The 24,226-nt window shown below is 57.3% G+C and carries 13 protein-coding genes; 2 read left to right on the top strand and 11 right to left on the bottom strand.

Going from position 1 to position 24,226, the window contains the following annotated elements; genetic code table 11:
• The first annotated feature begins 306 nt into the window (after positions 1-306).
• Together OSO_RS0122995 and OSO_RS0122985 are read left to right on the top strand one after the other, a co-directional pair.
• Positions 307-3,366, top strand: a complete 3,060-nt coding sequence (locus tag OSO_RS0122995; RefSeq protein WP_157605402.1) for a hypothetical protein — start codon at positions 307-309, stop codon at positions 3,364-3,366.
• 248 nt (positions 3,367-3,614) lie between these two features.
• On the top strand, positions 3,615-6,971 hold the full coding sequence (locus OSO_RS0122985) for a PVC-type heme-binding CxxCH protein (RefSeq protein ID WP_010585448.1): 3,357 nt from the start codon (positions 3,615-3,617) through the stop codon (positions 6,969-6,971).
• A 1,120-nt stretch (positions 6,972-8,091) separates the two neighbouring features.
• Here OSO_RS0122985 and OSO_RS0122980 read toward each other — a convergent pair.
• From OSO_RS0122980 to lexA, 11 genes are all read right to left on the bottom strand, one after another.
• Positions 8,092-9,240, bottom strand: coding sequence for a hypothetical protein (locus OSO_RS0122980; RefSeq protein ID WP_029247362.1), 1,149 nt, complete (start codon positions 9,238-9,240; stop codon positions 8,092-8,094).
• A 214-nt stretch (positions 9,241-9,454) separates the two neighbouring features.
• Positions 9,455-10,372, bottom strand: a complete 918-nt coding sequence (locus tag OSO_RS0122970) for a hypothetical protein (protein ID WP_010585445.1) — start codon at positions 10,370-10,372, stop codon at positions 9,455-9,457.
• Positions 10,372-11,202, bottom strand: coding sequence for a hypothetical protein (locus tag OSO_RS0122965; protein WP_010585444.1), 831 nt, complete (start codon positions 11,200-11,202; stop codon positions 10,372-10,374). The genes OSO_RS0122970 and OSO_RS0122965 overlap by 1 nt, the downstream gene beginning before the upstream one ends.
• A complete protein-coding gene (locus OSO_RS0122960) occupies positions 11,203-12,078 on the bottom strand; it encodes a MotA/TolQ/ExbB proton channel family protein (protein WP_010585443.1) in 876 nt (291 codons plus the stop codon).
• Positions 12,079-12,272: 194 nt separating this feature from the next.
• Positions 12,273-13,037, bottom strand: coding sequence for a GYF domain-containing protein (locus OSO_RS50000; protein WP_010585442.1), 765 nt, complete (start codon positions 13,035-13,037; stop codon positions 12,273-12,275).
• Between the two features lie 145 nt (positions 13,038-13,182).
• The gene (locus tag OSO_RS0122950) at positions 13,183-16,134 is read right to left on the bottom strand and encodes a hypothetical protein (RefSeq protein ID WP_010585441.1); all 2,952 of its coding nucleotides are present in this window, start codon (positions 16,132-16,134) and stop codon (positions 13,183-13,185) included.
• Positions 16,135-16,167: 33 nt separating this feature from the next.
• Positions 16,168-18,795, bottom strand: a complete 2,628-nt coding sequence (locus tag OSO_RS0122945; protein ID WP_010585440.1) for a GAP1-N2 domain-containing protein — start codon at positions 18,793-18,795, stop codon at positions 16,168-16,170.
• Positions 18,796-18,870: 75 nt separating this feature from the next.
• Positions 18,871-20,181, bottom strand: coding sequence for a hypothetical protein (locus tag OSO_RS0122940; protein WP_010585439.1), 1,311 nt, complete (start codon positions 20,179-20,181; stop codon positions 18,871-18,873).
• Positions 20,182-20,265: 84 nt separating this feature from the next.
• Positions 20,266-20,883, bottom strand: a complete 618-nt coding sequence (locus tag OSO_RS0122935; RefSeq protein ID WP_010585438.1) for a hypothetical protein — start codon at positions 20,881-20,883, stop codon at positions 20,266-20,268.
• Between the two features lie 314 nt (positions 20,884-21,197).
• Positions 21,198-22,505, bottom strand: coding sequence for a hypothetical protein (locus tag OSO_RS0122925; RefSeq protein ID WP_010585437.1), 1,308 nt, complete (start codon positions 22,503-22,505; stop codon positions 21,198-21,200).
• 895 nt (positions 22,506-23,400) lie between these two features.
• On the bottom strand, positions 23,401-24,045 hold the full coding sequence (gene lexA, locus OSO_RS0122920) for a transcriptional repressor LexA (RefSeq protein ID WP_010585436.1): 645 nt from the start codon (positions 24,043-24,045) through the stop codon (positions 23,401-23,403).
• Positions 24,046-24,226 lie beyond the last annotated feature (181 nt).

Here is a 24,226-nt window from a genome sequence, read left to right as displayed (position 1 = left end):
TCCTCGCGTGGACCGTATGTCGCGAACGTCCCCTGCGGAGATGGAGCGGGACTTTTTGATGCGTTTGCGGCCCGATTTCCTGAGCGATTTCGGTGTGCGTTACGAAAATCTTCGAATAGCCCCTCGGAAACGGGCCAAGTCCGGCAGATGTTGCCGGAACCCAAATTGACCGGTTTTTTAACCGGGCCTATACTCCCGGCCCTTTCGTGGCCAAGGGAGAAGATCACATTCGCCACTGCGCGATGTCCGCGCATCGATCCTTGTCATCTACTTATCGTTGTAACACCCTTCGAATCGGGAGCGCCCGTGTCGGGCAGGAACCACCTGTTAACTACCGGTTGGTTACTTGTGGCGTCGGCAGTGATCATCACTGCGGGCGTGATGCTGTCGCGCGCACCGATTCGGGGATCGGACGATGCGTTGGTCGGCAAATCGGTTGCCACCATCCAGATCAAGGCCGATTGGAGTCAGGAATGGACGGACGAGAACGGCACGATTGCGTTGTTTCGTGGAAATTGCCGCATCGAGCAGGGAAATACGCATTCGACTGCCGACAGCATGGTCATCTGGGCTCATCGCTCGGACGACGAAACCGGGAAAGTCGAGCGGTTGTCCGTCTATCTGGAAGGTGACGTCCGGATTGAAGATCTGAACGGCGCGCGGAACGAATCGTCGCACTCATTAGAACTCGATGCGGCCCGCGGTATCACGCTAACTGTGCGTGGACGCACGACCGATCGACCCGGGGAAGATGATCCGCTTTACAAGCGGGCGGTATTGCGGAAGTTTGGCCCGTCGCGAAGCAAGTTGCGTCAGACACAGTTGACTGTTCCCGTTGCTGCGGCCCAGCCGACACAGGTTTTGCCGGGATTGGGAATCCCAGGTGCCGCCGGCACTCGACGGATTCGCGTGTCGCCGCGCAGCATGAGCAGCCCCTTTAACATCCACAGTGAACTGTCCACGGATACGACCCCGTACGAGCAGGTCACGCGGATCACTGGCGGAGTGAACATCCTGATCGAGGGAATTCCGCTCGAAAATGGGATCGACTTGGGTGTGATCGACCTCTCGGCGGATCGTGTCGTGATCTGGACCGACGATTTCCAGGAAATCCAGCAGCAGTCCACCGATCAAAAGTACCAAATCTATCTCGAAGGAAATATCGAGGTACGACAGCGAGACAACGAACGACAAATCGAAAACGTGATCAAAGCCTCGCGCGCCTACTATGACATTCGCGATCATCGTGCGACGATCCTGGACGGCGAGCTCGACGCCTACATCGCGCAGCTCGATACCAGCGTCCGATTGCGTGCGGATCGGATCATGCAGAACTCAGAGAAGAATTTTCATGCCCAGAATGGGTGGGTGACCACCAGCCAATATGGCGTGCCTGGCTATCGCATCCAATCGAGCGACATCTACTTCGAGAGCCGCGACCAGGGGCTGTTTGCGAACGACGCACCACCACGCGTGAATCCGCAAACGGGGACGGTCATTCCTGAAGATCACTACTGGATCACGGCACTCAATACGCAGTTCCTGGTGGATCAATTCCCGCTGTTTAACATTCCTCGCGTCAGCGTGCCGGCCGAAGACATTACGACCAGCACCCCGCTTCGAACCGGCTCGGTGGGATTTGACCGAATCTTTGGAGCTCAACTTCGGACGACGTGGGATGTGTTCTCGTTGTTCAGTTTGAACCGACCTCAGAATCCCGACACGACGTTGTTGCTCAATGTCGACTACCTCAGTAATCGCGGAGTCGGAGCGGGCCTACAAGGAAACTATAAGGGCACGGACGATTACGGCCGCAAGTATTTTGGAACTGGATTCGGTTCGTACTTCAACGACAGCGGAGTGGACAATCTCGGTGCCGACCGCCGTAGTCTCGTGCCGCCGACCACCAATCGTGGTCTGTTCCAGTTGGAACACGAGTATGATCTCGACGACATCAACGCGAAGCTGTTCGGAGAACTCAGTTCCGTCAGCGATCGCAACGTTCAAGAGCAATATCGCGAGCGGTTGTTTGATACGGGCAAAGATCTCGAGACGAAACTTCAGTTCAATCAAAACCTGACAGACAACATCGCCTATACGGTGCTCGGTCGCACGCAACTGAACTGGTACGACAACAATACACAGTGGTTGCCGCGTGGGGATCTGTATGTCCTCGGTGAGCCCATCCTGGGTAATCTGATCAACTACAGCAGCCATTCGTCGGTTGGTTACGGGGTGATGACCCCGGCCGCGGCTCCCACCGATCCGCAAGAAGTGTTTACTCCCCTGCCCTACTATCAAAATGCCAGCGGGCTGGTGGCGCAGTCACGGCACGAGGTTGAGCTTCCGTTCAATCTTGGCGCGTTGAAAGTGGCACCTTACGCCCTGGGTGAAGCGGCGTATTGGGGCGACAGCATGTCGGGCGACCCCATCAGCCGTCTGTATGGACGCGGTGGTTTCCGATCGAGCATTTCGTTCCAGCGAGTCTTCCCGAATTTGCAAAGCGAGATCTTCAACCTGAATGGGTTGGTCCATAAATCACAGGTCGATGTCGACTACAGCATTTCAGGGTCAACCCGACGGCTTAATGACATCCTGCAGTGGAATGAGTTCGACGACAACGCTCAAGAACGTTTTCGTATGCGATTCGTTCAGGACACTTTCGGTGGTGTGCTACCGGTGCAGTTTGATCCGCGATTCTACGCCGTTCGATCAGGGGCGGGATCGTCTGTAACGGCACCGTACGGTGAACTTGTCGACAGCCAGCAGGTCGCGCGATTCAACTGGCATCAGCGGTTGCAGACGCGCGTCGGCCCGCCGAATCTGCAACGCGTGAAAGACTGGATGACCTTGGACCTGGGGGCGTCTGTCTTCCCCGATTCGAACCGCGATAACTTTGGTCAGACGTTTGGGTTGGTCAATTCACGTTACGCCTGGCACGTGGGGGACCGGACGTCGATTCTGGCAAGCAGCCTGTACGACTTCTTCCCGGAAGGACAACAGCTTTGGAGCGTCGGTGTCCTGACACAGCGAAGCCTGCGAGGCAGCGTCTACGTGGGGCTTCGCCAGGTGAAAGGCGGACCGCTCGACAGCCAGATTGCGACCGTGACGCTCAGCGAAGTGCTGAGTCCCAAGTGGGTCGTTTCGGCGACCACGGGGTACGACATCGCACAAAGCCGCAGCGCCGGGCAGGGATTCACGATCACGCGTGTCGGCGAGTGGTTGCTGGTGCATGTCGGCGCAAACATCGACGTCAGCAAGAACAATGTCGGCATGGGGATTTCCCTCGAGCCACGTCTGGGACGCGGCGCGATTTCCTCGACGCAACTGGGCTCGCTGCTCGGGGTCGCACAGCCGCAGTATTGATCCGCGCGTTGTCGAACCCGATAGGATTGAACCTCTGGGGACGGCGTGTTGAATCTCACCCCACTGTGGTCTGTTGAAATCATGGGGCGCTCGATCGACGCTCAAAAATGCCACGACATTCTCTGTGACAAGATGCATGATTTCTCACTCAATGCCTTGGGTGGGAAAACCGTCGTTGCCCTGAATTTACTGGGCCGAGTAAGATTCGTTCGGTACTGTTTGCCTTCCTTCCAGACCACGGATGTCACATGCCTTGTTCGCCCGTCCGGTTGATCCCTTCATGTCGTACCTTCGTTTTGCTGGGCCTTCTCTTTGCCTCACGAACTGTCCTGTCTGACGAAATTGGTGTTCGCGTTCCCGAGGGGTTCGAAGTCACCGAGTTCGCGAGTGACGATTTGGCTCACAACATCTTCTCGATGACGGTGGACTCGAAAGGCCGCGTCGTCGTCGCGGGGGCGGGCTACGTCAAGATCCTGATCGACAGCGACGGTGATGGAAAAGCGGATCGTGCCCAGCTCTTCTCGGAGTTTCCCAAGAGCGGAGCTCAAGGGATGTACTTTAATGGTCGCTCGCTGGTGTGTGTCGGCGACGGTGCCATTCTGCGGCTGAAAGATGCCAATGGTGACGACGTGGCCGATGGTCCGCCGGAAACATTCTTGAAACTGCGTGCGGGGGGCGAGCACGATGGCCACTCGATTCAACAGGGTCCTGATGGCTGGTGGTATGTCATCGCGGGAAACACGGCAGGAGTGAATTCGCGCTATGCGACGTTGGCCACTTCGCCCGTTAAGAATCCGCGAGCGGGCGTGCTGTTCCGCTTGAAACCTGATTTGACCGGAGGGGAACTGCTGGCCGACGGGTATCGCAACACCTATGACTTTGCCTTCAACCCCCAGGGTGACATCTTCACCTATGACAGCGATGAAGAGCGGGAGATCTCACTTCCCTGGTATCGACCGACGCGAGTTTATCACTCGCTGACCGGAGCCGACCACGGCTGGGTCAGCAAGAGCTGGATGCGACGTGACGGTTACTTTGATATGCCTCCCGCGGTGGCGTCGTTTGGACGCGGTTCTCCAACCGGGGTGGCGTGCTATCGGCATACTCAGTTTCCCGAGAAGTACCGCGGAGCGTTGTTTGTTCTCGACTGGACCTACGGACGGGTTCACGCCCTGCCCCTCAAACCGGCGGGTGATACGTGGTCGAGCGAGCCCGAACTGTTCATGAGCGCGACAGGTCAGAACGGATTTGCCCCCACCGATGTCGAAGTTGGGCCGGATGGATCGTTGTATGTCAGCGTCGGCGGGCGTGGCACTCGCGGTGCCGTCTATCGCATTCGACACCGTGACAGTGCGAATGCCGGAAGTGAGCCGAAGACGCTGGAAGCGGTCACGGGCGAGGATCGCTTGAACGAAGTCCTCACGGCAAGGCAACCGCTGAGCAGTTGGTCGCGTGCGAGCTGGAAACCGCTGGCGCTGGAACTGGGGCCGGTGGCATTCAAGAACGCGTTGCTCGATGAATCGCAGGCACCTGCCAACCGCGTCCGCGCGATCGAAGTGCTGGTCGAGATGTTTCAGGGAATCGACACCGCCACATTGAATGCCGTTGCGAAAAGTTCTTCCGAGGAAGTGCGTGCGCGGGCGATCTGGGGGTATGGCCGGACGACGGCGGCACCACTGGATGCCACGGCGTTCGCCCCGTTCCTGGACGACCCCAGTCCATTGGTGGGACGCTGTGCGCTCGAAGCCTGCATGAGCCTCAATCCGAATGGCTTCGACTGGTCCAAACTCGTGGGCGGCCTGGCCAAACGGCTGGGCGGACCAGATCGATTCAATCGCAGTCTGGCAGCGTCGATCGTAACGCGCATGGACGAGCGGCTGCTGTCGACGATGTCGGCCGAAGCCACGAAAGTGGGAACGCGCGCGGTGATCAGCTATGCCTTCGGCTGGCTCGGTCGTTTCAACGACAGTACGCAACGCGTGCGAAGTGTGATTCCCTCGATCGCCGTCGCGGTCTTGAAGAAGCGAGACAATCCCCTCGAACTGAAACGCGACGCGGTCCGGCTGCTGCAAATTTCTCTCGGTGACATGGGGCCGGGTGCCGAAAAGGCGACCGCCTTCGATGGCTATTCGAGCAAGATTGCGCTCGAACAGTTTGAACGCGAACTCGATCCGCTGCGGGTTCAACTGGCGGAAGTCTTTCCCACGGGGGATACCGAACTCGACCTCGAAATGACGCGACTGTTCGCGATGCTGACGACGTATAGTGCCAAAGTCATCGACGCGGTCTGCGGACGACTGACGGAAGAATCCGACCCGATTGACGATATTCACCAACTGGTGTCGCTGGCTCGATGTCCCATGACGCACTCGGTCAGTCAGCGAGACAAGATCGTGCGAGCGCTTGTGCTGCTGGAAGAGAAAATTCGCACGCGCAAGTTGGCTCAAGACGCCAGTTGGGCCGATCGCGTGAAAGAAACGTGGGTCAAGCTGGCGCTCGCCGATCAGTTTCTCGCGCCGTCGATCGTGGGGCATCCCAAGTTCGGCTGGCCGGGGCATACCATTTTTCTGAATCAGATGCCGCCCGAACTGCTGACGGTTGCTCGTGCGGCGTTCGTCAAAGCGATTGCCGAAACGCCTGACTATGGCTGGACGAACGATGTGGTGTTTGCCCTGGGCGATTCCGAGGACCCCGCCCATCGCAATCTGCTGCGTGAGCAGTTTGAGCGGTTTCCCGTTCGCGGAGCCGTGCTGGTTGTGCTGAGTCGCAAGCCGGAAGCGATCGATCGATCGAAGTTCGTTGCCGGATTGGAGTGGTCGCAGACCGAAGTGCAGTCGGCCTGTCTGACGGCATTGGAAAAGCTGGGACCGAGCAGCGAACCGGCGGAACAGGTTGCCCTCGTTAAATCGCTCCGACGCCTGGGAGCCGACGCGTCGGAGTATGCGGCGCGCGAGAAGGTGGTGGCGCTGCTGGAGCGGAACAACAAGACGGTGTTCCCGTTTGAGAAAGGGAAAGCGGGTTATCGGCCTCAACCCGAGACCGTCAAGAACTGGACCAAATGGGTCGAAACTCACTTCCCGAATGAACCGGGCCTGAACACGGGAACGAATGAAGCGGAACTGGCCGATCTGAAACGGCTCTTGGTCGAGACCAACTGGGACCAAGGAGACGTGGCTCGGGGTTCCGAGTTGTTCACGCGGCGAAGCTGTCGACAGTGCCACGGGGGACGGACAGCGCTGGGACCAGACCTCGCGGGCGCTGCGGGCCGATTCTCGCGCGAGGATCTCTTTTTGGCGATCTTGCTTCCCAGCCGCGATGTGTCGGCGCGGTATCAGACGACGGTCGTTTCGACCCATGATGGGAAGACCTACACGGGCCTGATCGTCTACGAATCGGTTGACGGTTTTCTGTTACGCAATGCCACGGGGCAGACATTCCGCATCGAAACACCGCAAGTCGAAGAGCGACGAAAGTCACCGGTATCGCTGATGCCGACGGGACTGCTGAAGGGATTGACGTCACAAGAAATCGCGGATCTGTATGCGTACTTGAAAAGCATCAGTGAAATTCGCACGTCCGACAACATCAAGACGTCTGCGGAATAGTCGGCCCCAGGTTTCCCCCCGATCCGAATCTCTCTCGGGGGAACACGACCACGTTGATCGAGTCCCGCCGCCCCGTAGGTGGCGGCAGGAACCCACACGAGTCCGCGCCGTTTCGCGGGCGGTACCGTTCACAGGCCGGGGACTGGCTCATTTTCCCGCGCCAAAAGGATAGGTTTCTCGGGTTTTTGCACTGCGGATTCTAATGAGCCGGGAAATTGTGCCTGTCCCCCTCTCTTCGGGCTGTGAACGGTGACCGCGAGACGGTACGGCCACATTGATCGTGTCCTGCCGCCCCTGCAGGGCGGCGTTGCCCAGATGCCGGTAACCTAGGGGAGCGATCGAAACGCTCGCACCCCTAGGCTTGTACCCTTCCGCCCGCTACGGGGCGGAGGATGAAGGCGCACGTTGGACGATTGATCCTGGCGATGGGACGGAGGTTTTTTCCGCTGGTTCCCGAGTCACCATAAGATGACGTTCGAGTGAGATGATGTCACGGTGAGATGATGTCACGGTGAGATGACGTTCGAGCGCGATGATCTCACCATCAGTTGACGTCCGAAGAATCCTCGGGCCTGTAAGGCCCGACGGGTACCAGCCCAGGGTTGCGATCGTTTCGATCGCTACCCTGGGTCACAGTCGGCCATTGTCCCGCCGCCCCGTAGGTGGCGGCAGGAACCCATACGGGCCCGCGCCGTTTCGCGAGGCGGTACGGCCACAGGCCGGGGACTGGCTCATTTTCCCGCGACAAAAGGATAGGTTTCTCTGGTTTTTGCACTGCGGATTCTAATGAGCCGGGAAATTGTGCCTGTCCCCCTCTCTTCGGGCTGTGAACGGTGACCGCGAGACGGTACGTCCACATTGATCGTGTCCTGCCGCCCCTGCAGGGCGGCGTTTCCCAGATGCCGATGACCCAGGGGAGCGATCGAAACGCTCGCACCCCTGGGCTTGTACACTTCCGCCCGCTTCGGGGCGGAGGATGGAGCTGCATCTGCACCGACAACCGTCGAACCGCGCATCGGTCTGAGGCTTCTTCGAGCTGACGGACGCATGTAAGCTGCTTCACGTCCGACTGACCGCAATTGCTCGCGCTCATGTGTGCGGGAATTCCCCATCGTCCGCGTCAATTTCTTCGTTGCGCCACGTCGGGGTCTTGGCCGGTGAAGCACGCCTGGCAGTCGACGCGTCCTCGTCCGCTGCAGGTGGGGCACGCGACGAGCGTGTGGACCGGCGTCACGGTCGATTGGTTGCCCAACCCCAGATTCCGCGTTTGACCAACGGCATCCGACCTCACGGCCGTTTTCTTGCCGGCACAGGTGCGGCAGGTGACGGTTTGTTTGCCCTGGCAGTAGCAGCACGATCGATCTTCAAGCTCCGACGTCTTGCTGAACGATTTGTATTCCTGAAGCGACTTCTCGGTGCGATCGAGAGGCATGTAGAGCCAACCAACTCCCTGTTGATAGGCGTCCTCATTCGGTTTGAGGGCGATGATCGTTTTCAGTTGGTCGTTCTTGATCTCGAGGATCTTTGCGCGGTTCAGCATCCGTCCGAGATTCTGTTCGACTTCCTTGGGCCGTGGGTCGGATTTCAGTGCCTGGCTGAAGTAATTTCGTGCCGCCGGATACTTGCGGGCATTGATCGCAACCAGCCCCAGATTGTTTAGCGTCGGGATATGATTGGCTTCGCGCTCCAGCACACGCTTGAGGTGAATTTCGGCATTCTTCGGCTCGTTGAGGCCGATTCCGGAATAGATCAGTCCCAGATAGAAGTCGGCACGAATCTCTTTGGGATAGGCCCCGCTGGCCTGCTTGAGTGTGATGATCGCCTCTTTGCCCTTTTGATCACGGATGAGCTGTGCCGCTTTGACGATCCGTTTTTCGAAATCTTCGGCCGTCGGGTTGGTCGATTCGGGAGTGACCTCGTCGGGTTCTTCTTCGGGCATCGGTTCCTCGGGCACGCTCGCGCTCGTGGATGCGACTTCGGCCAGCGCGGTGTCTGTGTGTGCCTTTGTCGTGGCCTCGGGGCTAGGGCTTTCATTGACCGGCGAATCGGTGTCCGATGGACTGAGGTCCGCGAGCGGTTGTTGGTCTTCGTCGCTCGGTTGTGATTGCGTCATGGGGGACGTGACGTCGAGTTGGGTCGTGTCGACGGCCGGCGCAGTGGATTCCGCTTGTGCCACCGACGAGTCGTGATGCAGGGCGCGCTGTTGCAGGATGGCGACAATGATCAGCATTCCCAGGAGGAGGCTGGCACCACCAATCATGAGCGACATGGTGGATGAGGCCTTCTGTCGAGACCTGGGGCCCGAGCGACGATTCGCGCCAAGTGGTTGGCCGTTGGATCTCTTCGATCGTGGTGGTGCGGAACTCTGTTCGGAAGAGTCGTCAAAGTTGTGCCGAGACGGCTTGCCCATGGTTCGGTCCTTAACACGGATTCTGACGGTTTGAGTTGCGATGGATCGTCGATGGATGTTGGGTCTGCGTGAGCTACTGCACTTGATCGCGGCCTTGGCCACTATCCGAAATGGGGTCGCCTTCACGTGTGGGGAAGATGCGATATTCAAACCCCATCTCGATCGCGCGATCCCGCGCGTAACGAAATTCTTCGAACGAGTCGGGGCGGACGACAAAGCACAACGTGCAACGGCCCGGCGGGAACGGCTTCAACGCTCTGCGGACCGCCTCTTTCGACAGTTTGGAGTCGTCCAGCGGGATACCGGCCAGGGGGTTGGGTTGCGTCACCAACCAGTCAAATTCGGCACCGACGACAACAAAGTCGTCCAAGTTCAAACCCGTTCGTTCCAGTCCGTCGTACTTGTGCCAGACATACAGGCGACCGTAATTCAGAATGAGGGCGATCTCGATTTTGTTCTTCGCGGCGTGCATCACGGGCATTTTGGTTTCGTGGACCCGCGACTGTTGCTCGGCGGCCAGTTTGGCTTCGGCCGCGGCCAGCCGTTCCTGGGACTCGGCCAGCTTCGCTTCGATCGTCTTGGTTTCCTGTTCCAGAGTTTCGACGTCGATGACTGCTTCCGTGTTGGCGATCAATTGTTGATCGACGTCGCGCTGGAGTGCGTCTTGTCGAGCGGTCAGTTCGGCGCGTGTAACGAGAAGCTGCCGATGCGATTCGGGAGCGAAGTCTTGGACGAGCAAATTCTGAGCGTCACGGTTGAGTCGTCGCCGCGCCAGTTCCTCGACGGCCGACTCGAATCGCTCGGTCGTTTTTGCGAATTCGTCTGCGGAAACCGGAATTTGATCAGGGGTGGTTGAGACGGGGCTGGCGCCGGTCTGCTGTAAGAGCAGCACGACCAGGATCGCAATGAACAGCACACCTCCGAACGTATTGCAGATCGTGTCGAGCAACAGTTCGAGGCTATCCTGCTTGGATGCGTGACGACGAGCCATCAGGGAACCGCTCCTCGTTCGGGATGGAGCAACACCTGATCGTCACCGATCAAATCGGAGCCATGCGTGATTTGCTTCTTTTCCAGGGCATCGAGAACCTCTTCGAACGATCGCGTTCCATTGGGGCGGACGAGCACGAGGAAATAGGAGGAATACAGATTCTGTTGATCGATCCAGAGCATCAGTTGCTTGACGGCCGAGGAACCCAGCAGCGTGAGCCCTGAGACAAATCGACGCGGCTTGGCCGCACGACCCATCGGAGCGACGACGAGGTCGGCTCCATCAATCTCGATGATCCAGCCCGTGCGCGTCGTTCCTCGCGGCATGGCATAGATGAGACGATTCTCGGCCTGTTCCTCGCTGCGTTGCCGTTCGAGATCGGCGATGAGCGTTTCGTTTTTTGCGGTCTGCTGTTTGGAGGGTTCGAGTTCGAATTGCTCGACCAAGAGCAGTTTGCGGCGTGTGGCGGTGGACTCGGCGAGTTGTCGCAGACGGGTGCGTTCGAGTTCCAGCGCGGCGATCGCCCTTTCGCGTTCTTCGATGTCGGCTTGCAGTTCCGCGGGCGACGTGGCGGCAACGTCGCGAATCAAATCGTCAGTGGTGTCGGAGGCCTGCTGCAGTTGAGCCAGTTCCGCCTCAACCTGCTGCAGCCGTTCGACGACTTCGAGGGCGAGCACCGTCGAGGAATCATTCGCCTGGGACTGCTTCCGCTGGACGAGATCCAGGGCGAGCAGCAGCGTGACGACGGTCACGATGGCGGTGACGGACGTAATGATGTCCTGAAACGAGAACAGGGAAATCGTGGGGCCGGAACGACCGCGACGGGACATTTACTCGTCTCCCCGCAGTTCGAACGGCATCAGTCTGAGGCGACTGACGATTTGTTTTGAGCAGTATTCGCTGCACGCATCGAGAAATTCCTCTTCACTTTTCTTGAGCGCGGTTTGAATGAGTTGAATGACGAGTGCCGCCACCAGGCCGTGGAGCGTGGTTTCGAAGGCGGTGGAGAGCCCGCCCGTCACCCCGCGGAGCGCGACCTTGATCTGTTCGAAATCGGTCGAGGACGAAAGAACGTTACCGAACCCGCCGATCGCGACGGATAGACCTTCGACCGTGCCGATGAAGCCCAGCACGGGGATGGCCCAGACGAATCCTTGAAGCAGCGAGTAACTCGTTTCCATCCCCGACTCGTCGGTGTCTGCCTGCGCACGGAGGATGTCATCGACATCCGTCACGCGTCCCAGGTTTCGCAAGTTGGAAAGCGCCGTCATGATTCGATGAAAGACGACGAACTGGCGGGGATCGTCGACGCATTCGTGCATGCGATGGAACACTTCGTCCACGGTTTGTGGCGTCAGCACGAATTCGGGATCTGAAGGAACGATCGCCAATTGCAGCGCCCGTTGCTGCATCCGCAGTTTGCTCCATTTCAGGCAGAGAATGGCGATCGACCAGCACGATAAAAACACGATGCAGGCGGGGGTTTCGCGATTGCGGTCGAAGAAAAAGCTTCCGGCGATCCAGTTGTCGTGAAACGGAAACAGCACGGCGTAAAAACCAGCCGTCATCAAGACCGCGAGTGAGAAGGCACACCAGGAATTGACGCGCGTAAACCGGCCACCTCGGAACAGCAACTTCTGTTCGATGTCATCCCGAGCCCAGGAAAGGGCCGGTTCGGACACGGTCGTCGGTAAGGTCTCGCGCATTAGGCGTCTCAATTCGTCGATGTAAATTCGTCTTCGTGTTCTGTCACAACAAAAAAACTTGGGTTGAGGGAGCGGGGATGGACGAGCGAAACACTGGAGACCCAGAGGGTTTTGGAATGGCGTCCAGCTTTGTTCATCCTTATTTCAACGGACTTGGCTTTAACGTTCTGAGGGGACACGGCTGCCTTTGGGCGTCAGGCATACTTGGCGTCGAAGTTTGCGTCCGTCATACACAAGAAGATGACAAATTCGACCCATGCTGCGATCGCGGGAATAAGGGTCAGGCAGAACACCAGATAGAGAACTCCCAACGCAACGTTTCCGAGGTAGAAGTGGTGGATTCCAATACCTCCTAAGAAGAGGGCGAGCAGCGCCGCGGTGACTCTTTCTCGTTTCCGATTGCCCGAACTGCTTCGTTGGCGAACTCCGCATTTCGGACAGACTTCGGCGCGGGAATCGGTTGGTGAGCCGCAGGCGAAGCAATAGACGTGGGTGGTTGAGGTAATCGATCGTCCGTTGATGTCCGCTGAGCTGTTCGACTTCTGAGCGATGGACCGCAGTTCCGCGACCTCGCGAATGGGCTTCCAGTCGTCCATCCCATCTTTCCAGACCAGATCATCGACCATGAGCTGGTTTCCGACGATCATCCCGCGCAGTTCCAGCAGGGTCGTCGGACCGCACTGTTCTTCGCCGACAGCATAGTGCCAGACCCGTCCTGTGGATTTGCTCGTTGCACTGTCGCTGGCATCGTCGTCGGTCGCGGCACGTGCATTTTTCGAGGCTTCGGGCGCGAACAGGTGTTCGATTGCGGCTGCCGATTCCCAGGTATCGCGATCCAGCGAAACCTCATTGGCGCGGCCAAACTGACCGCGCGTGCGCAGCGTCTTGAGCTGGCCGAGGCTGTATGGGCCCAGTACGCGACCGCGGACACGGATGTAGTATTTGTCGTTCTCATCCATCGAAACAGGTTCCCGGAAAACTTAATTGTGATGGTCGTGATGAGCTGTCGTAATCGGTCGATGCCGTGATTTCGGGGCGAATCGTCGGGCGATTTTCCCCGTTTTAAAAGAGACGCTTCGCCTCTCGGTGGACAGCGTTCTCAATTCAAGGGGACTTGGTTGTTAGCGTGTCGATTGCCTTTGGGGACGCAAACACAACGGCCGCTTCACCGACGGATTGAGCCGATGATTTGTCGAGTGAGAAACTGCGATCTTTGACCTTGCCCAAGGTCGTCCAGGTGCGTTGCCCGTTACTGTCGGGACGCGAGGCGGCGACCAGTGAGTATTCGCCGTCGGGCATCCATTTCGTGCGACAGGTCCAGCCGTCACGCGCAGATTGATCGAGCCATCCCACGGCGAATCGCAGACCAAAGACGTCGTGTTCCAGTCTCTGTTGGCGTTTCAGCGCCTTCTCGAACAAAGGCTCGATCGGCGGCAGTTCGGACAGGACCTCTAGAGCCTGTTTGCGTGCCTCAGCGACGGCGGGGCTGATGGGGTCCATCCAGGGGACGGACCGATCGAGCTCGGTATTACTGAGTTTGTCCCGTAGTGGAGTCAGTTCCGGCTCGAGCAGACTGTCACCACGTCCGGCGTACTCGGTCGTTTTCAGCAGCAACAGATATTTGAGGAGCGGATCGACCTTTTCGGCGTTCTTGAGTGAATCGAGGAAGCCGCGAAAGCAGTTCTGCCAACCGTCGATTTTGACATTTCGGATCTCGGTGCGAATTTGTGCTGCCAGTTCCTGGTGCGGTGCCGGGATCGATTTCGGTGTGAGCAGGTCGGAGGGGTTGAAGCCCAGCTTGGTGGTCTCACCGTTGAACCCGATCAGAAATGTGATGTTCGGTCTGTCGCCCAAATTGCCGGTGAGAGGTGTGGGGACGTAGTACGTCTTTTGCTTGTTGTCGACCATGACGTGTCCTTCCCTGATCAGCTTGCTGTTGAAGAGCGCGGACAGCCGCTTTTGCACACCTTCATCGGGGTCCCCATCTTCTTCGAATCGACGCAGGACGGATGCCAGCCAAGTTTCGTACTGCGTCAGCGATTCGCGATCGGGCGCGTGGGGAAAATCGGTCTGGTACGTTCGAATCTCGCGAAGCCGTGATTCCACGTCCCCTTTGTCGGTGGGAGCGAATCGCTTCCAATGCTCCACCAGTTTTTGACGCGCGAAGACGGCGGGCAGCGGGCTCGAATCGGCCGCGGCGTTCATGTTGGGTGTTCGAGGATCTTTAGGCAGCGTCGAGGCGAATTCTCGCAGGGCCGCTTCGTACCGTCCGGCTTGTGCCGTCGCCTTACCTGACTCGGGTAAGATCAATGAGGCATCGGTCAGTTTGTCGAACAAGATGGCCCGGCGCGTGAAATCGGCGGCAGTCTGATGCGCGGCATTCAGACGCGTTTCCAGCAACGTCCCTTGTGAGGCCAGTTCTTTGGAGATCGCGCTGCAAAATGGTCGCAGGCGAGCCATTTCGGCATCGGCGTTGCCGAGCAGCTGATGAATCGTGTCTTTGTCGGTGGATTCTGTGGCGCCCAGGGCCTTGTCCAGGGACTTCAGTGCACCCGTGACCGCCGTGATCGCCTGGCGCGCCAGGACTTCCCGTTCCGCCAGTTCAGTGGCGGCTCGTTTTTGCCAAGTCGCTTGAAGCTGGCCCAGTTCAATTTTCTCGTCGGCTGTTTTCGAGAGTTCCCGTGCGCGCTGCAGGGCGGCTTCCGCGACAGAAGTCTGGGTTGCATCCTGTACTGCGGCGACTTCCGACTTCCAGCGGGCGACCCGTTCTTTTTCGGCCTGTTCGGCGTCCGAGAGTCGCTTCTTGACCGCCAGCCACGCTTCCGATGTGGATTTGGCGGCGTGTTGCTGGATCAGACTTTGTGCGTCGTTCAGGCGACCTTCGTCGAGATAGGTATTGGCGGCGGCGACCAGTCGCTTGGACTTTTCGCCTTCGACTGACAGATAGACAATGCTTCCGAGCAATCCGACGACGACAACAACCGCGCTGGCGGCGGCAAGCATGATCAAGCGGCGGCGGCGATGTTGTGACAGTTCTTGATGATTGAGTCGCGAACGGAACCGCATCTCGACGGTTTGCGGCAGCCTTCGTGGGAGTTGATCCACGGTTCGTCGGAGTCGCTGCAGGACATCGGGCTCGACGTCATCCGTGTCGAGTACTCGTTCGACCTCCGCGACGACTTTGGCATAGGCACGCTCGTCATCCCGCTTGCGATCTTCGTCCTTGAGCCACCCGAGAATCGGCTCGACCTGTTCCACGAGTGGGTCGGCTTTACCGAGCCCGGCAATCTCCTGGTGCTGATTCCATTCGTCGCGTAGCGGGCGGGCGGTTTCCAGATCGAGTGCGGAGAACGCAGTATGCAGTTCGTGGGTCAGTTCGCCGAGTCGCCGTTTGGCGGCGGTTTTTACCGTTTGGTTTGTCCGTCCCTTCAGATCGCGAATCAGCGTGGCGGGAACCGCCTCTCGCCACCCAGCCGCCTGAGCTTCATTCAGGAGTGACTTGAGCGCGGCGGCGTCACCGGCTTTGGCCGCGGCGAGCGATGCGGCTTCGATCTCGCGGAGTCGGGCGCGTTCCATCTCAGCAACATCTGCCTCCCAATGCGGCGAAGCGGGGTCGAGATCGGCTAGTGAACGCAGCACGTCCAATCGCTGCACGAGCGGGGCGCGGGCCAGGGCGAGCAGCCGGTGTCGATCCATCAATTTTTGGAGCGGCTCTTGTTCGGCATACGCCGCATTCAGGGTCGATGCGACTTCGACGAGCAAGGGTTCGGGTGGTTGAAGAAAGCACAGATTGACGACTTCAATCAGTTCATCGCGTTCGGGAAAATCGAGAATCGCCACAGAATCCAGCAGATTCGGCTTCGCTTCGGCCAGATGCAGCGCTTCGGATCGCAGTCCCTGCTTGATGCAGTCATCACACCGCCGCAGTCGAACATTGACCTCATGACAAAGCCGCGAGTACTCCTTGACCAAAGTCGACAGTTCACCCGTCTGCGAGATGACCTCCCGCTGCAAGATAAACCGCAATTCGTCGACGACTTGTTGGATGTCACTCATGATGAATGGAGCCTCAACGCAAAAGAAAAGAAGTTACTTCGCTTCGCGTTCATTAAAATCAATTAGTGGAGCTGTGCAACATTTTTCTAAATGCTGTTTGTTGAGTCGAAATAAAGTATAATTTATGCTCAGCGATTTCAGGCGAATAGTGTTAAAAATATTCTCGGCAGTTATTAACTGCTTATGGCGCTTTTGAAGTTCAGCGAGTTTAGACGGAAGGGCGCTTAATTGAGTCTCTATCTGATCAATTTGATCAGTCCGAGCTTGAGTTATCTTGTCCTCCTTCCGAAGTTTAGGGATCTGCGTGTTAACAAAATTCGAAATTTGTGATTGTAACGCGGCGATCGCTTGTTTCCCCTTGTCTTCATTTTCGAAAAGGTTCTTTAGCGGTTGGAGCTCGATCTTGTGACCGTCGAAGTCACTCAAGTTAATCGTTAGTTCGCTGGAAAGTTCGCTTAAGAGCTTCTTTTTTATTTGCTCCAGAAGCCCACCGGAGTGGAACAGGCCCGTCAGTTTGGCTGTAACGGTGACATTTGGTTCTTCGCCTGAGAATGATATTGTCAAGGTAACTGGTGAGTGTGACTCCAGGTATGACTCAGGTAAGTCAAGTACTTTTTGAACCTGCGAGGTGAGCGATTGCGTGCATTGAATTGGAGTTCCCGTGCTCGCTGGAGTCCATTCGCTTGCATCAATCGGCCACGAATCGTCTCCGCAGGCGATCCATAAATCGGAGATTCGATTTGGTGTCTCCATTCTGTCGTCGGTTGGGATGTCGGAGACAATTCTTATTGCCTTACCTTGAAGTTTATTTCCATCTGGCGTGAAGGATGTGCGGTTGCAAAATGAGATCCGACGTGGAAGCCCCGACGCGTCGTCAACGGTCTCAAGTTGGAGGACACACCACTTAAGCAAGTTGGTTCCGTTGGTGGTAACACGCGATTGAATGTTGTAGGAGAATGTCGATGGTTCTCGTTTTGAGAGCGAAAAGGAAGCGTGCACAACAGTTCCGTTCGGTGGATTGTCGACTATTTCGGTTATTGTTCTGTCATTTGAAGAAAAGTCTTTCTGCAGTTTCCACTTCAACCAAAGCGGCGTTAATAGAGTGAGACGCGGCAATTCTGTTCCGTATGTGCTTGCAAACTCCGGTTTGTCCGCGAATCCCTGTTTGATCATATTGTAGAGCGTGTCTGCTGTGATGGGAGGACTCGAATTTAGCTGAAATTCTAGAATGGGTGTCTTTCTTAGATCATTTGAGAGTTGCCTGTAGTCAACGACTTCTGTACGGGGTGATCGTTGGCGAGTGATTTGTGTCTTGGTGGCAGAGGCTTGAGAGGCGCGTTCCTCAGGGGGTTGTGGTAGCGGAGGCTGCGAATCTATGTCACTCTCAAGTTTCGCATCGTTTGGACTTTCAGCCGCGGGACTTTCAGCGGCGGTGCCACTAGATTCTAAATTGTTCGTCGGCAATTCAGATGCGATGGTAGCGACAGAGTGTGTTTCAGAGTGCTGGTTGTTCTTTGAAGGGGAAGTTCGGATTGTCCAAATAGCTACGCTCGTGGCAGCGAGAAGCAACACGATGAATGAGAGCGACGTAAATAGAAGTCTTCTTTTGATCTGGAAAGATGTGATAAATTTAGCGTGATCGGTGGGGCTGTCGGCTAATTTGTTATTGGTGTGGGCTCGGTGTGACTTGGGTTTCGAATTCGATTTGATACGTTGGGGAGGTGCGAGAGGGGGGATTGGCATCGGTGGTGCGGCTGGTATTCCGTTTACGACTTGGTTAGATGTGGTTTTGGGCCCGTCGAATACGCTCGACGATAACTCGCTTTCCTTCGTTAGAAGGCGTTCAGTCTGATGCAGGTGGCTGGATCGGGCGGCAGACACCAGGTGAGTTTCGTTGATTGTGAGCGATACACTGTCGTTACTGAGATCAAGTCTTAGCGCATTTATATTTCGAAGCGATTCCGTTGCCTCTTTCGATCCATGAACAATCGCCCGCCAGTTGCATGTCGTTCCTGTCGCCAACCCCGTGAAATAGGTGCTGAAGGTCACGTCCCAGCGTTTTTCGCGCGGCAGCAGCGAGATGGCTTCGGCGATGAGGGGTAAAATGTCTTGACCGGGTTCAAACAGCAGAATGACTTGGCGGTCGGGGTCGTTCAGGAATGATTCCGCGACGACGCCAGCCCAACCGGCATCGCCGGTGACCTCTTTCCATTGTTCGCAGACGCCAGTGTGCGGACGCTGTTCGCGTGTGATTGGTTTGGGGGCGACAAGTGTGGGGTCGCCTTCCCATGATTCGCGCATGAAGCCGGATGTTGATAGCAGGTTGGCGGGGCCGCCTGGAAGCTGTTCGGCGGGATTGTCCAGAATGACGTGATGCGCCAGTTTGTTGGGACGCTGCGAATAGTCGAGGCCGTAGTCGGCGATGCGGGAGAGCACGTGCCACGATCGGCCGGTCGCCTGCATTTTCAGATGAGAATAGACCACCGGGTTCCGTGCGGCTCGTTCGTCGCTCGGTGGATAGATTGCGCGGTAGCCGGACAACGCCTCGACGGCGGACGCTAACGGGGCGGGCATTCCCTGCGTGGCCAGGACCGTGCAAAAGCCGCGACTGCCCGGCTTAAGGCCTCGGGGAGCGGAGGTGTAGAGAAGTTCTTGAGCCATGAGCAACTTTCAAATCGCGCTGAAGCGAGGGCTTCGATTGTGGTTTCTGTTTCAGCCCGACGAACCAGCGAGACCCTACGACGATTCCTGTTTGCGTTTGACGGCGGTGGGGATCAGGCCCGGCAGGGCGCGCGTCAATCCGTACAAGAAGGGAACGGTGGCCCAGTAAGGGGCGGCTTCCGAAGGCTTGATGGCGGGCAGGCCCGAACGCGAGTCGATCGAGACTTTCCACCCCACGGCCGTCACCGGGATATAAGTGACGTCTTCCGCAAAGTTCTCGGCGGCGGTCACGATCTCGGGTGATGTCTTCAGCAGCACCGCCCGGGCCAGTTGGGATTGTTGCTCGACCGCGTTGGTGTCGAAGGCGTGAAAGACGTCGTCGGCGTTGGTCGTCGAACGCGCTTTCACCCAGGGATCGGGACAGGGATCGCCGCCCAGCAACTGCCACCAGCGATCGAACTTGGTGAGGATCACCACCAGCGGGCGTTTGTGTTTTTCGGACTGCGTCAGTCCTGCGAAGCGACGCACGCGGGCAATCGCCTCTTGCAGAATCGGTTCCTGCCGCATGGAACGGATCGCCGGGGCCTCGTTTACCGAGTTCTGGCCGATTAGGCGTTGAAAGCGCGCGTCCTGCGTGGGGTCGAAGACGAAGAACAAAACCCGCGACTGTGCCATATGGCGTGTCACGGGGGTGGCGGCCGAGTCTTTTCCTGGCTGAAACGATTCGCCTGCATTGTCATACAGGCAGACGGTTCGCCCAAGTTTCGTGGAACTGCGCGCGTTCCGATGATCGGGCTGGGGTTGCACGGTGAACAGGAACGGGCGGGGATAGCTGACCGTCTGGTTTCCGAAAGAGACCGTGTCGTACAGATCGCCCTGCTCTTCCGTCTTGCGAATCAGGCTGGCGAGGGGCACCAGTTTGTCGCTTGAATCCCCCGAGAAGACGGATTCTTCGTATTCGTTCAGTTGCTGGTTCATGACCGGATCGGCGTCGGCGAATGACGCGCGAAAGACCAATGGCAGGGTCTTACGCAGTTCCCAGGTGAGCGCGGCCAGGAAGTACGACTTCCCGCTGGCGGGGGCACCGAAGATCGACAGAAACAGTGGTTCCAGTTCCAGGAGCGAACGGGGGATGGTGAGGTGGCAATGAGGGCAGGCCAGTTGATGGCAGGGAAACCCTTTGGCGTCGATCGCTTCGCCGCTGACCGTGAACCGGGTGGGTAAAAATCGTTGCGGCTGATCTGGGCCGAGGCGATGATCGCCCAGCAGGTCGGTATGTTCCGCGGTCCACAACAATTTTTCGGGTGCGAACTGTTCCCAGCAATGGGGACAAGTTGTTCGGGTCAGTAAGCCCGAGGGGCGTGTGGAAAGTGAGGTCGCTGACATTTCTCCGGGCCTGTCTGCTGATTGTCGCGGGCGTCGTGATTCGGATGAATGAACGGTTGCGGTTTGGGGGCTGTCAGTCCGGCGTCATTTGACGATCAACCGTGAGTGAGTACTTCGCGTTCGATAGCGATCATTGGCGTTGGGGGCCAATTCCTGCATTTCCTTGGCGAGTTGTTCTGCGAGCGCGCGGCACTGTGCATCGTTCGGGTGCGATCGCGCGGCATCCCAGGCTTTGGTGACATCCTGAAACGCTTTGCCCAAGTCGCCTTGGTCCCTCGCACGCTTCGCATCTTGTCGCAAGGTATTGATCTGCTTGATCGTGGAATTGAGGTCACTCGGTTTCTTTTTACCGCGACCTCGTTGCGATGCGGTTGCTTCGCTTGGATCGCTGCTATCGCTTGAAGGTGGATTTTCGGCGGAGCCATCCAAGTCATTCGATGTGGATTCAGCCCCGTTTGGTGAAGAGGAAGCATGTCGCTCGATCGGGGGGTGACTGGCAGGGGCTTTGTCTGAATCGCCAGAGGTGGTTTCTTGCGCCGTATCATCTGCAGACGTTGTAGGTTCCGCTGATTCGTCTGTTGGTTGTTCAAGGGGTGACGCAGGAGGGCTGACCGCGCACCCTTGGCAACCGGGAAGCGCGGTCATCAGACAGGCCCACATGAAAAAGCAGCAATAACGGGGTGGTTTTGAGACGCTTTCCATTTGGCGAATTCGTTCAAATTCTCTGCGACATCGATCCTTGGCTCGGGCTTGATGGATCTATGTCGAGAGGTGTTGCGGTGTGCGGCGTAGCACCGCTGCTGTATATTAAAATCATGCAATCTCACGATACCATGTCACGTTTCTGATCACAAACGTTTGGTTCTCGCGCGCGAGGACGGAAAGTGGCATTCCGATTTCGCATCGTCTCTTTGAACTTCAGAGTTCCGACACATCGGGAAGCTTGCCTGAAGCTGATCGTTGGTGCTCAACGGATTGAAAAGTTGGGGGGATCGATCGAATCTTGATCAAGAGGACTAACGCAACGATGATTTAAGGTCGTTCAGAGTCCGCTGGTAGATCTTGCTGAATTCCAGGATCTGAGTCTTGCCTGCAAGAGTGTTTTGTTCTGCGGGAATCTGAGTTCTTTGATAAATCACTTCGACGGTTTTCGAGTACAGATCCCAAGCTGGGGAGTTGAGATCGATGAGCTCAATCCAGGCAGGCGTCGTAAATTCGTCCTCCGACTGCTGATGTTTTGGCTTTACAGGCCTTCGTGGGACTCTCGCGAAGAGCGTATCAAGCTTGCGGAGCACCGATCGCTTTTCTGTGGCATCAATTGGTACGGGCAGATTGTTCGTTCTGATCTCGCTCTCCGCGGCGATGCGCCGCGCTGCTTCGAGCAGGGGCGGAAAGGTTGAATCGTATAAGTCGTAACGCTCTGCGATCTTCCAAGGTGTTTTTGCATGATGCATGAGTTGTGTTAGTGCGAGGCGAATCGAATGTTCTGAATCGTGCACATTTTTCCATCTCATTGATGCGTCTGTGTTTGTGCTCATGTCGAGGTCAGACACCGGATTGTCCGCGTATAACTTTTTGTGAATTTGATTGAGGTGTCCTTCGATCACCCCCAAGCTCATTTCGATTTCATCCGTCTTCGGAAGTTTTTGACGTAGCTTGCTCCACTGATTGATCGCCTCGCGCGCCAGGGCCTCGTCCAAGCTGACCTTCATCAGTCGGAGAGTTGAGTCTGTGTAGTACAGCAGTTCGAGCAGTGGATCTTTCACTGCCTCCGATTCTGTATCGGCCATGAAATTCGAGCGCGTGGATTTCGGCTTTCCGCTGACGAAGTTGAAGAGAATCCAGAAGGAAACTCCGACGATCGCGACGCACAGCAGCGCGAGGACGACTTTCGCGGAGTTGTTTGCACGCACAGCGGGTTCTTCGTCGACAAATACCGGCGCGGACGGAGCCGTTCGTCGTACCGGCAGTGGCGGCGGTGCTGAATCGACGTCGCTCGTATCAAACTCGTCATCGCTTTTCGACGAGGATCGTCTGGGGGGCAGCGAGTGGAGTGAATCGAGGTCGAGGTCCGCGAATGGATCATCAGACGCAGTTGGTTCTGGAGCAACTTGCACGGGAGGCGGCGCGGAGGCGAAGGCGATGTTTGTCGTTTGCGGTGGTTCGGCCGAGACTGCGTCATCGGCCGGCGCAGCGGCTGGCAGCTCGGCGATGAATTTGGTGCCGCAGCCTTCCGTGGCGCAGGTGACCTTTTTGCCCAGGATTTTTTCTTCGATTTTGTAGGTGCGCTCGCACTTGGGGCATTTGATTTTGATAGGGTCCATGCCGATCAGTTCCTCTTGAAACGCTCGGGTGAATTGATGCTGGGGCCTCGCAGTGCGCACGCCGTCCTTGTCGTGCGCACCGTGGACTCGGCTGAGTCACATTCTGTCTTGGTCTGATGTCGATTGGGCGTCCGGCGTGTCGAGGACTCGGTCGGAGTGCCCAGTGTGGCGGCGTCCCCAAGCGGGAGCTTGGGAACGAGGATTTAAGCAATCGATCGTGTCCTGCCGCCCTGTTAGGGCGGCGAATCTTGTGAGTTCTTTCACCCAGGGCAGCGATCGAAGCGATCACAGCCCTGGGCTTGTACCCTTCCGCCCGCTACGGGGCGGAGAACCGAGAAAACGTTTTACCGATCAATACTCGCGACGAGGGTTGCGAACGTTTCATGTGGATGTACCAAAAACGTAACTTCAAATGCAGGAGCCTAGGAACGACGAAAACAGGCGTCCCCAAGCGGGAGCTTGGGAACGAGGAATTAGGCAATCGATCGTGTCCTGCCGCCCTGTTAGGGCGGCGAATCTTGTGAGTTCTTTCGCCCAGGGCAGCGATCGAAGCGATCACAGCCCTGGGCTTGTACCCTTCCGCCCGCTACGGGGCGGAGAAGACAACTTTCTGCCGGGCGAAACGCGTCACTGGGGTCGCGAACTTTTCATGCGGGTGAATCCGAAAACGTAAGCTCAAAAGCAGGGGCTTGAGATCGAGGAAAATGGCGTCCCCAAGCGGGAGCTTGGGAACGAGGAAATCGGACGAGGAAAACAAGGAGCGACGAACACGAACGAGACAATCGACAATGCGTTAGCAGCCTGTTGAAGTAAGGGGGACAGGCACCTTGGCGTTCACAATGTCATGGCGTTTTTTAAACTGGCCGGAGCCAGTCCCCATTACTTCAACAGGCTGTCACGCCATGCGTTTGACCGCGACGACTTTGCCGACGATCCGCAGGTCGTCTTCGGGGCCGATGGGGATCGGCTTGTAACGGTCGTTTTCCGGCAGTAACTGAATCTCGCCCTGCCGGTGATGCAGTCGTTTCACGGTGGCCTCGTCGTTCAGCAATGCCACGACGATGTCGCGATGTTCGGCCAGCGGTTGCTGGCGGACAATCAAGACGTCTCCGGAATGGATTCCGGCTTTGATCATGCTTTGGCCCGTCACCTTCAGGGCAAAGTGACGTCCCGAACGAACCGTCGCCGCTTCGACGAGCAATTCGCCCAATTGATTTTCCGGTGCAAACAACGGATTTCCCGCCGCCACGGTTCCCAACAGCGGTATCGAGACCAGGCCGACTGGTTCCGATTCGTGAGCCGATCGGACTACGGTCAGGCTGCGTGATTTTCCGGTCGTGCGACTGATGTAGCCGTTGCGTTCCAGTCGCTGGATTAACTTATAAATACTGGGAACGCCCTGCCCCAGATCGTCTGCCAATTCCCGGAACGTCGGTGACATTCCGTGCTGTTCAATGCGCGCTTCGATCACCTCAAGCAGCCGCCGCTGCGGCGCTGACAATGTTTCCACGATCGGACGTCCCCGTCCTCGCTTCGCCATGGCAATCCGTTGAGTTAAACCCTGCTGATAACGTGCGATCTTGAGGCGGTCTCGCCCGTCGATTTATGGGATACATAAGTATTATTATGGCAAATAAATCCATTTGCAACTGTATTGTCATGATTTCGTGCTTCTTTTTTGTGGGGAGATTGGGGGGTAGACGGGCTGGGGCTGGGCTGGG

This window comes from Schlesneria paludicola DSM 18645 (assembly GCF_000255655.1).
Classification (GTDB): Bacteria; Planctomycetota; Planctomycetia; order Planctomycetales; family Planctomycetaceae; genus Schlesneria; species Schlesneria paludicola.
Note: the sequence above shows the minus strand (reverse complement) of the source record. Positions and strands in the feature narration are given on the sequence as shown.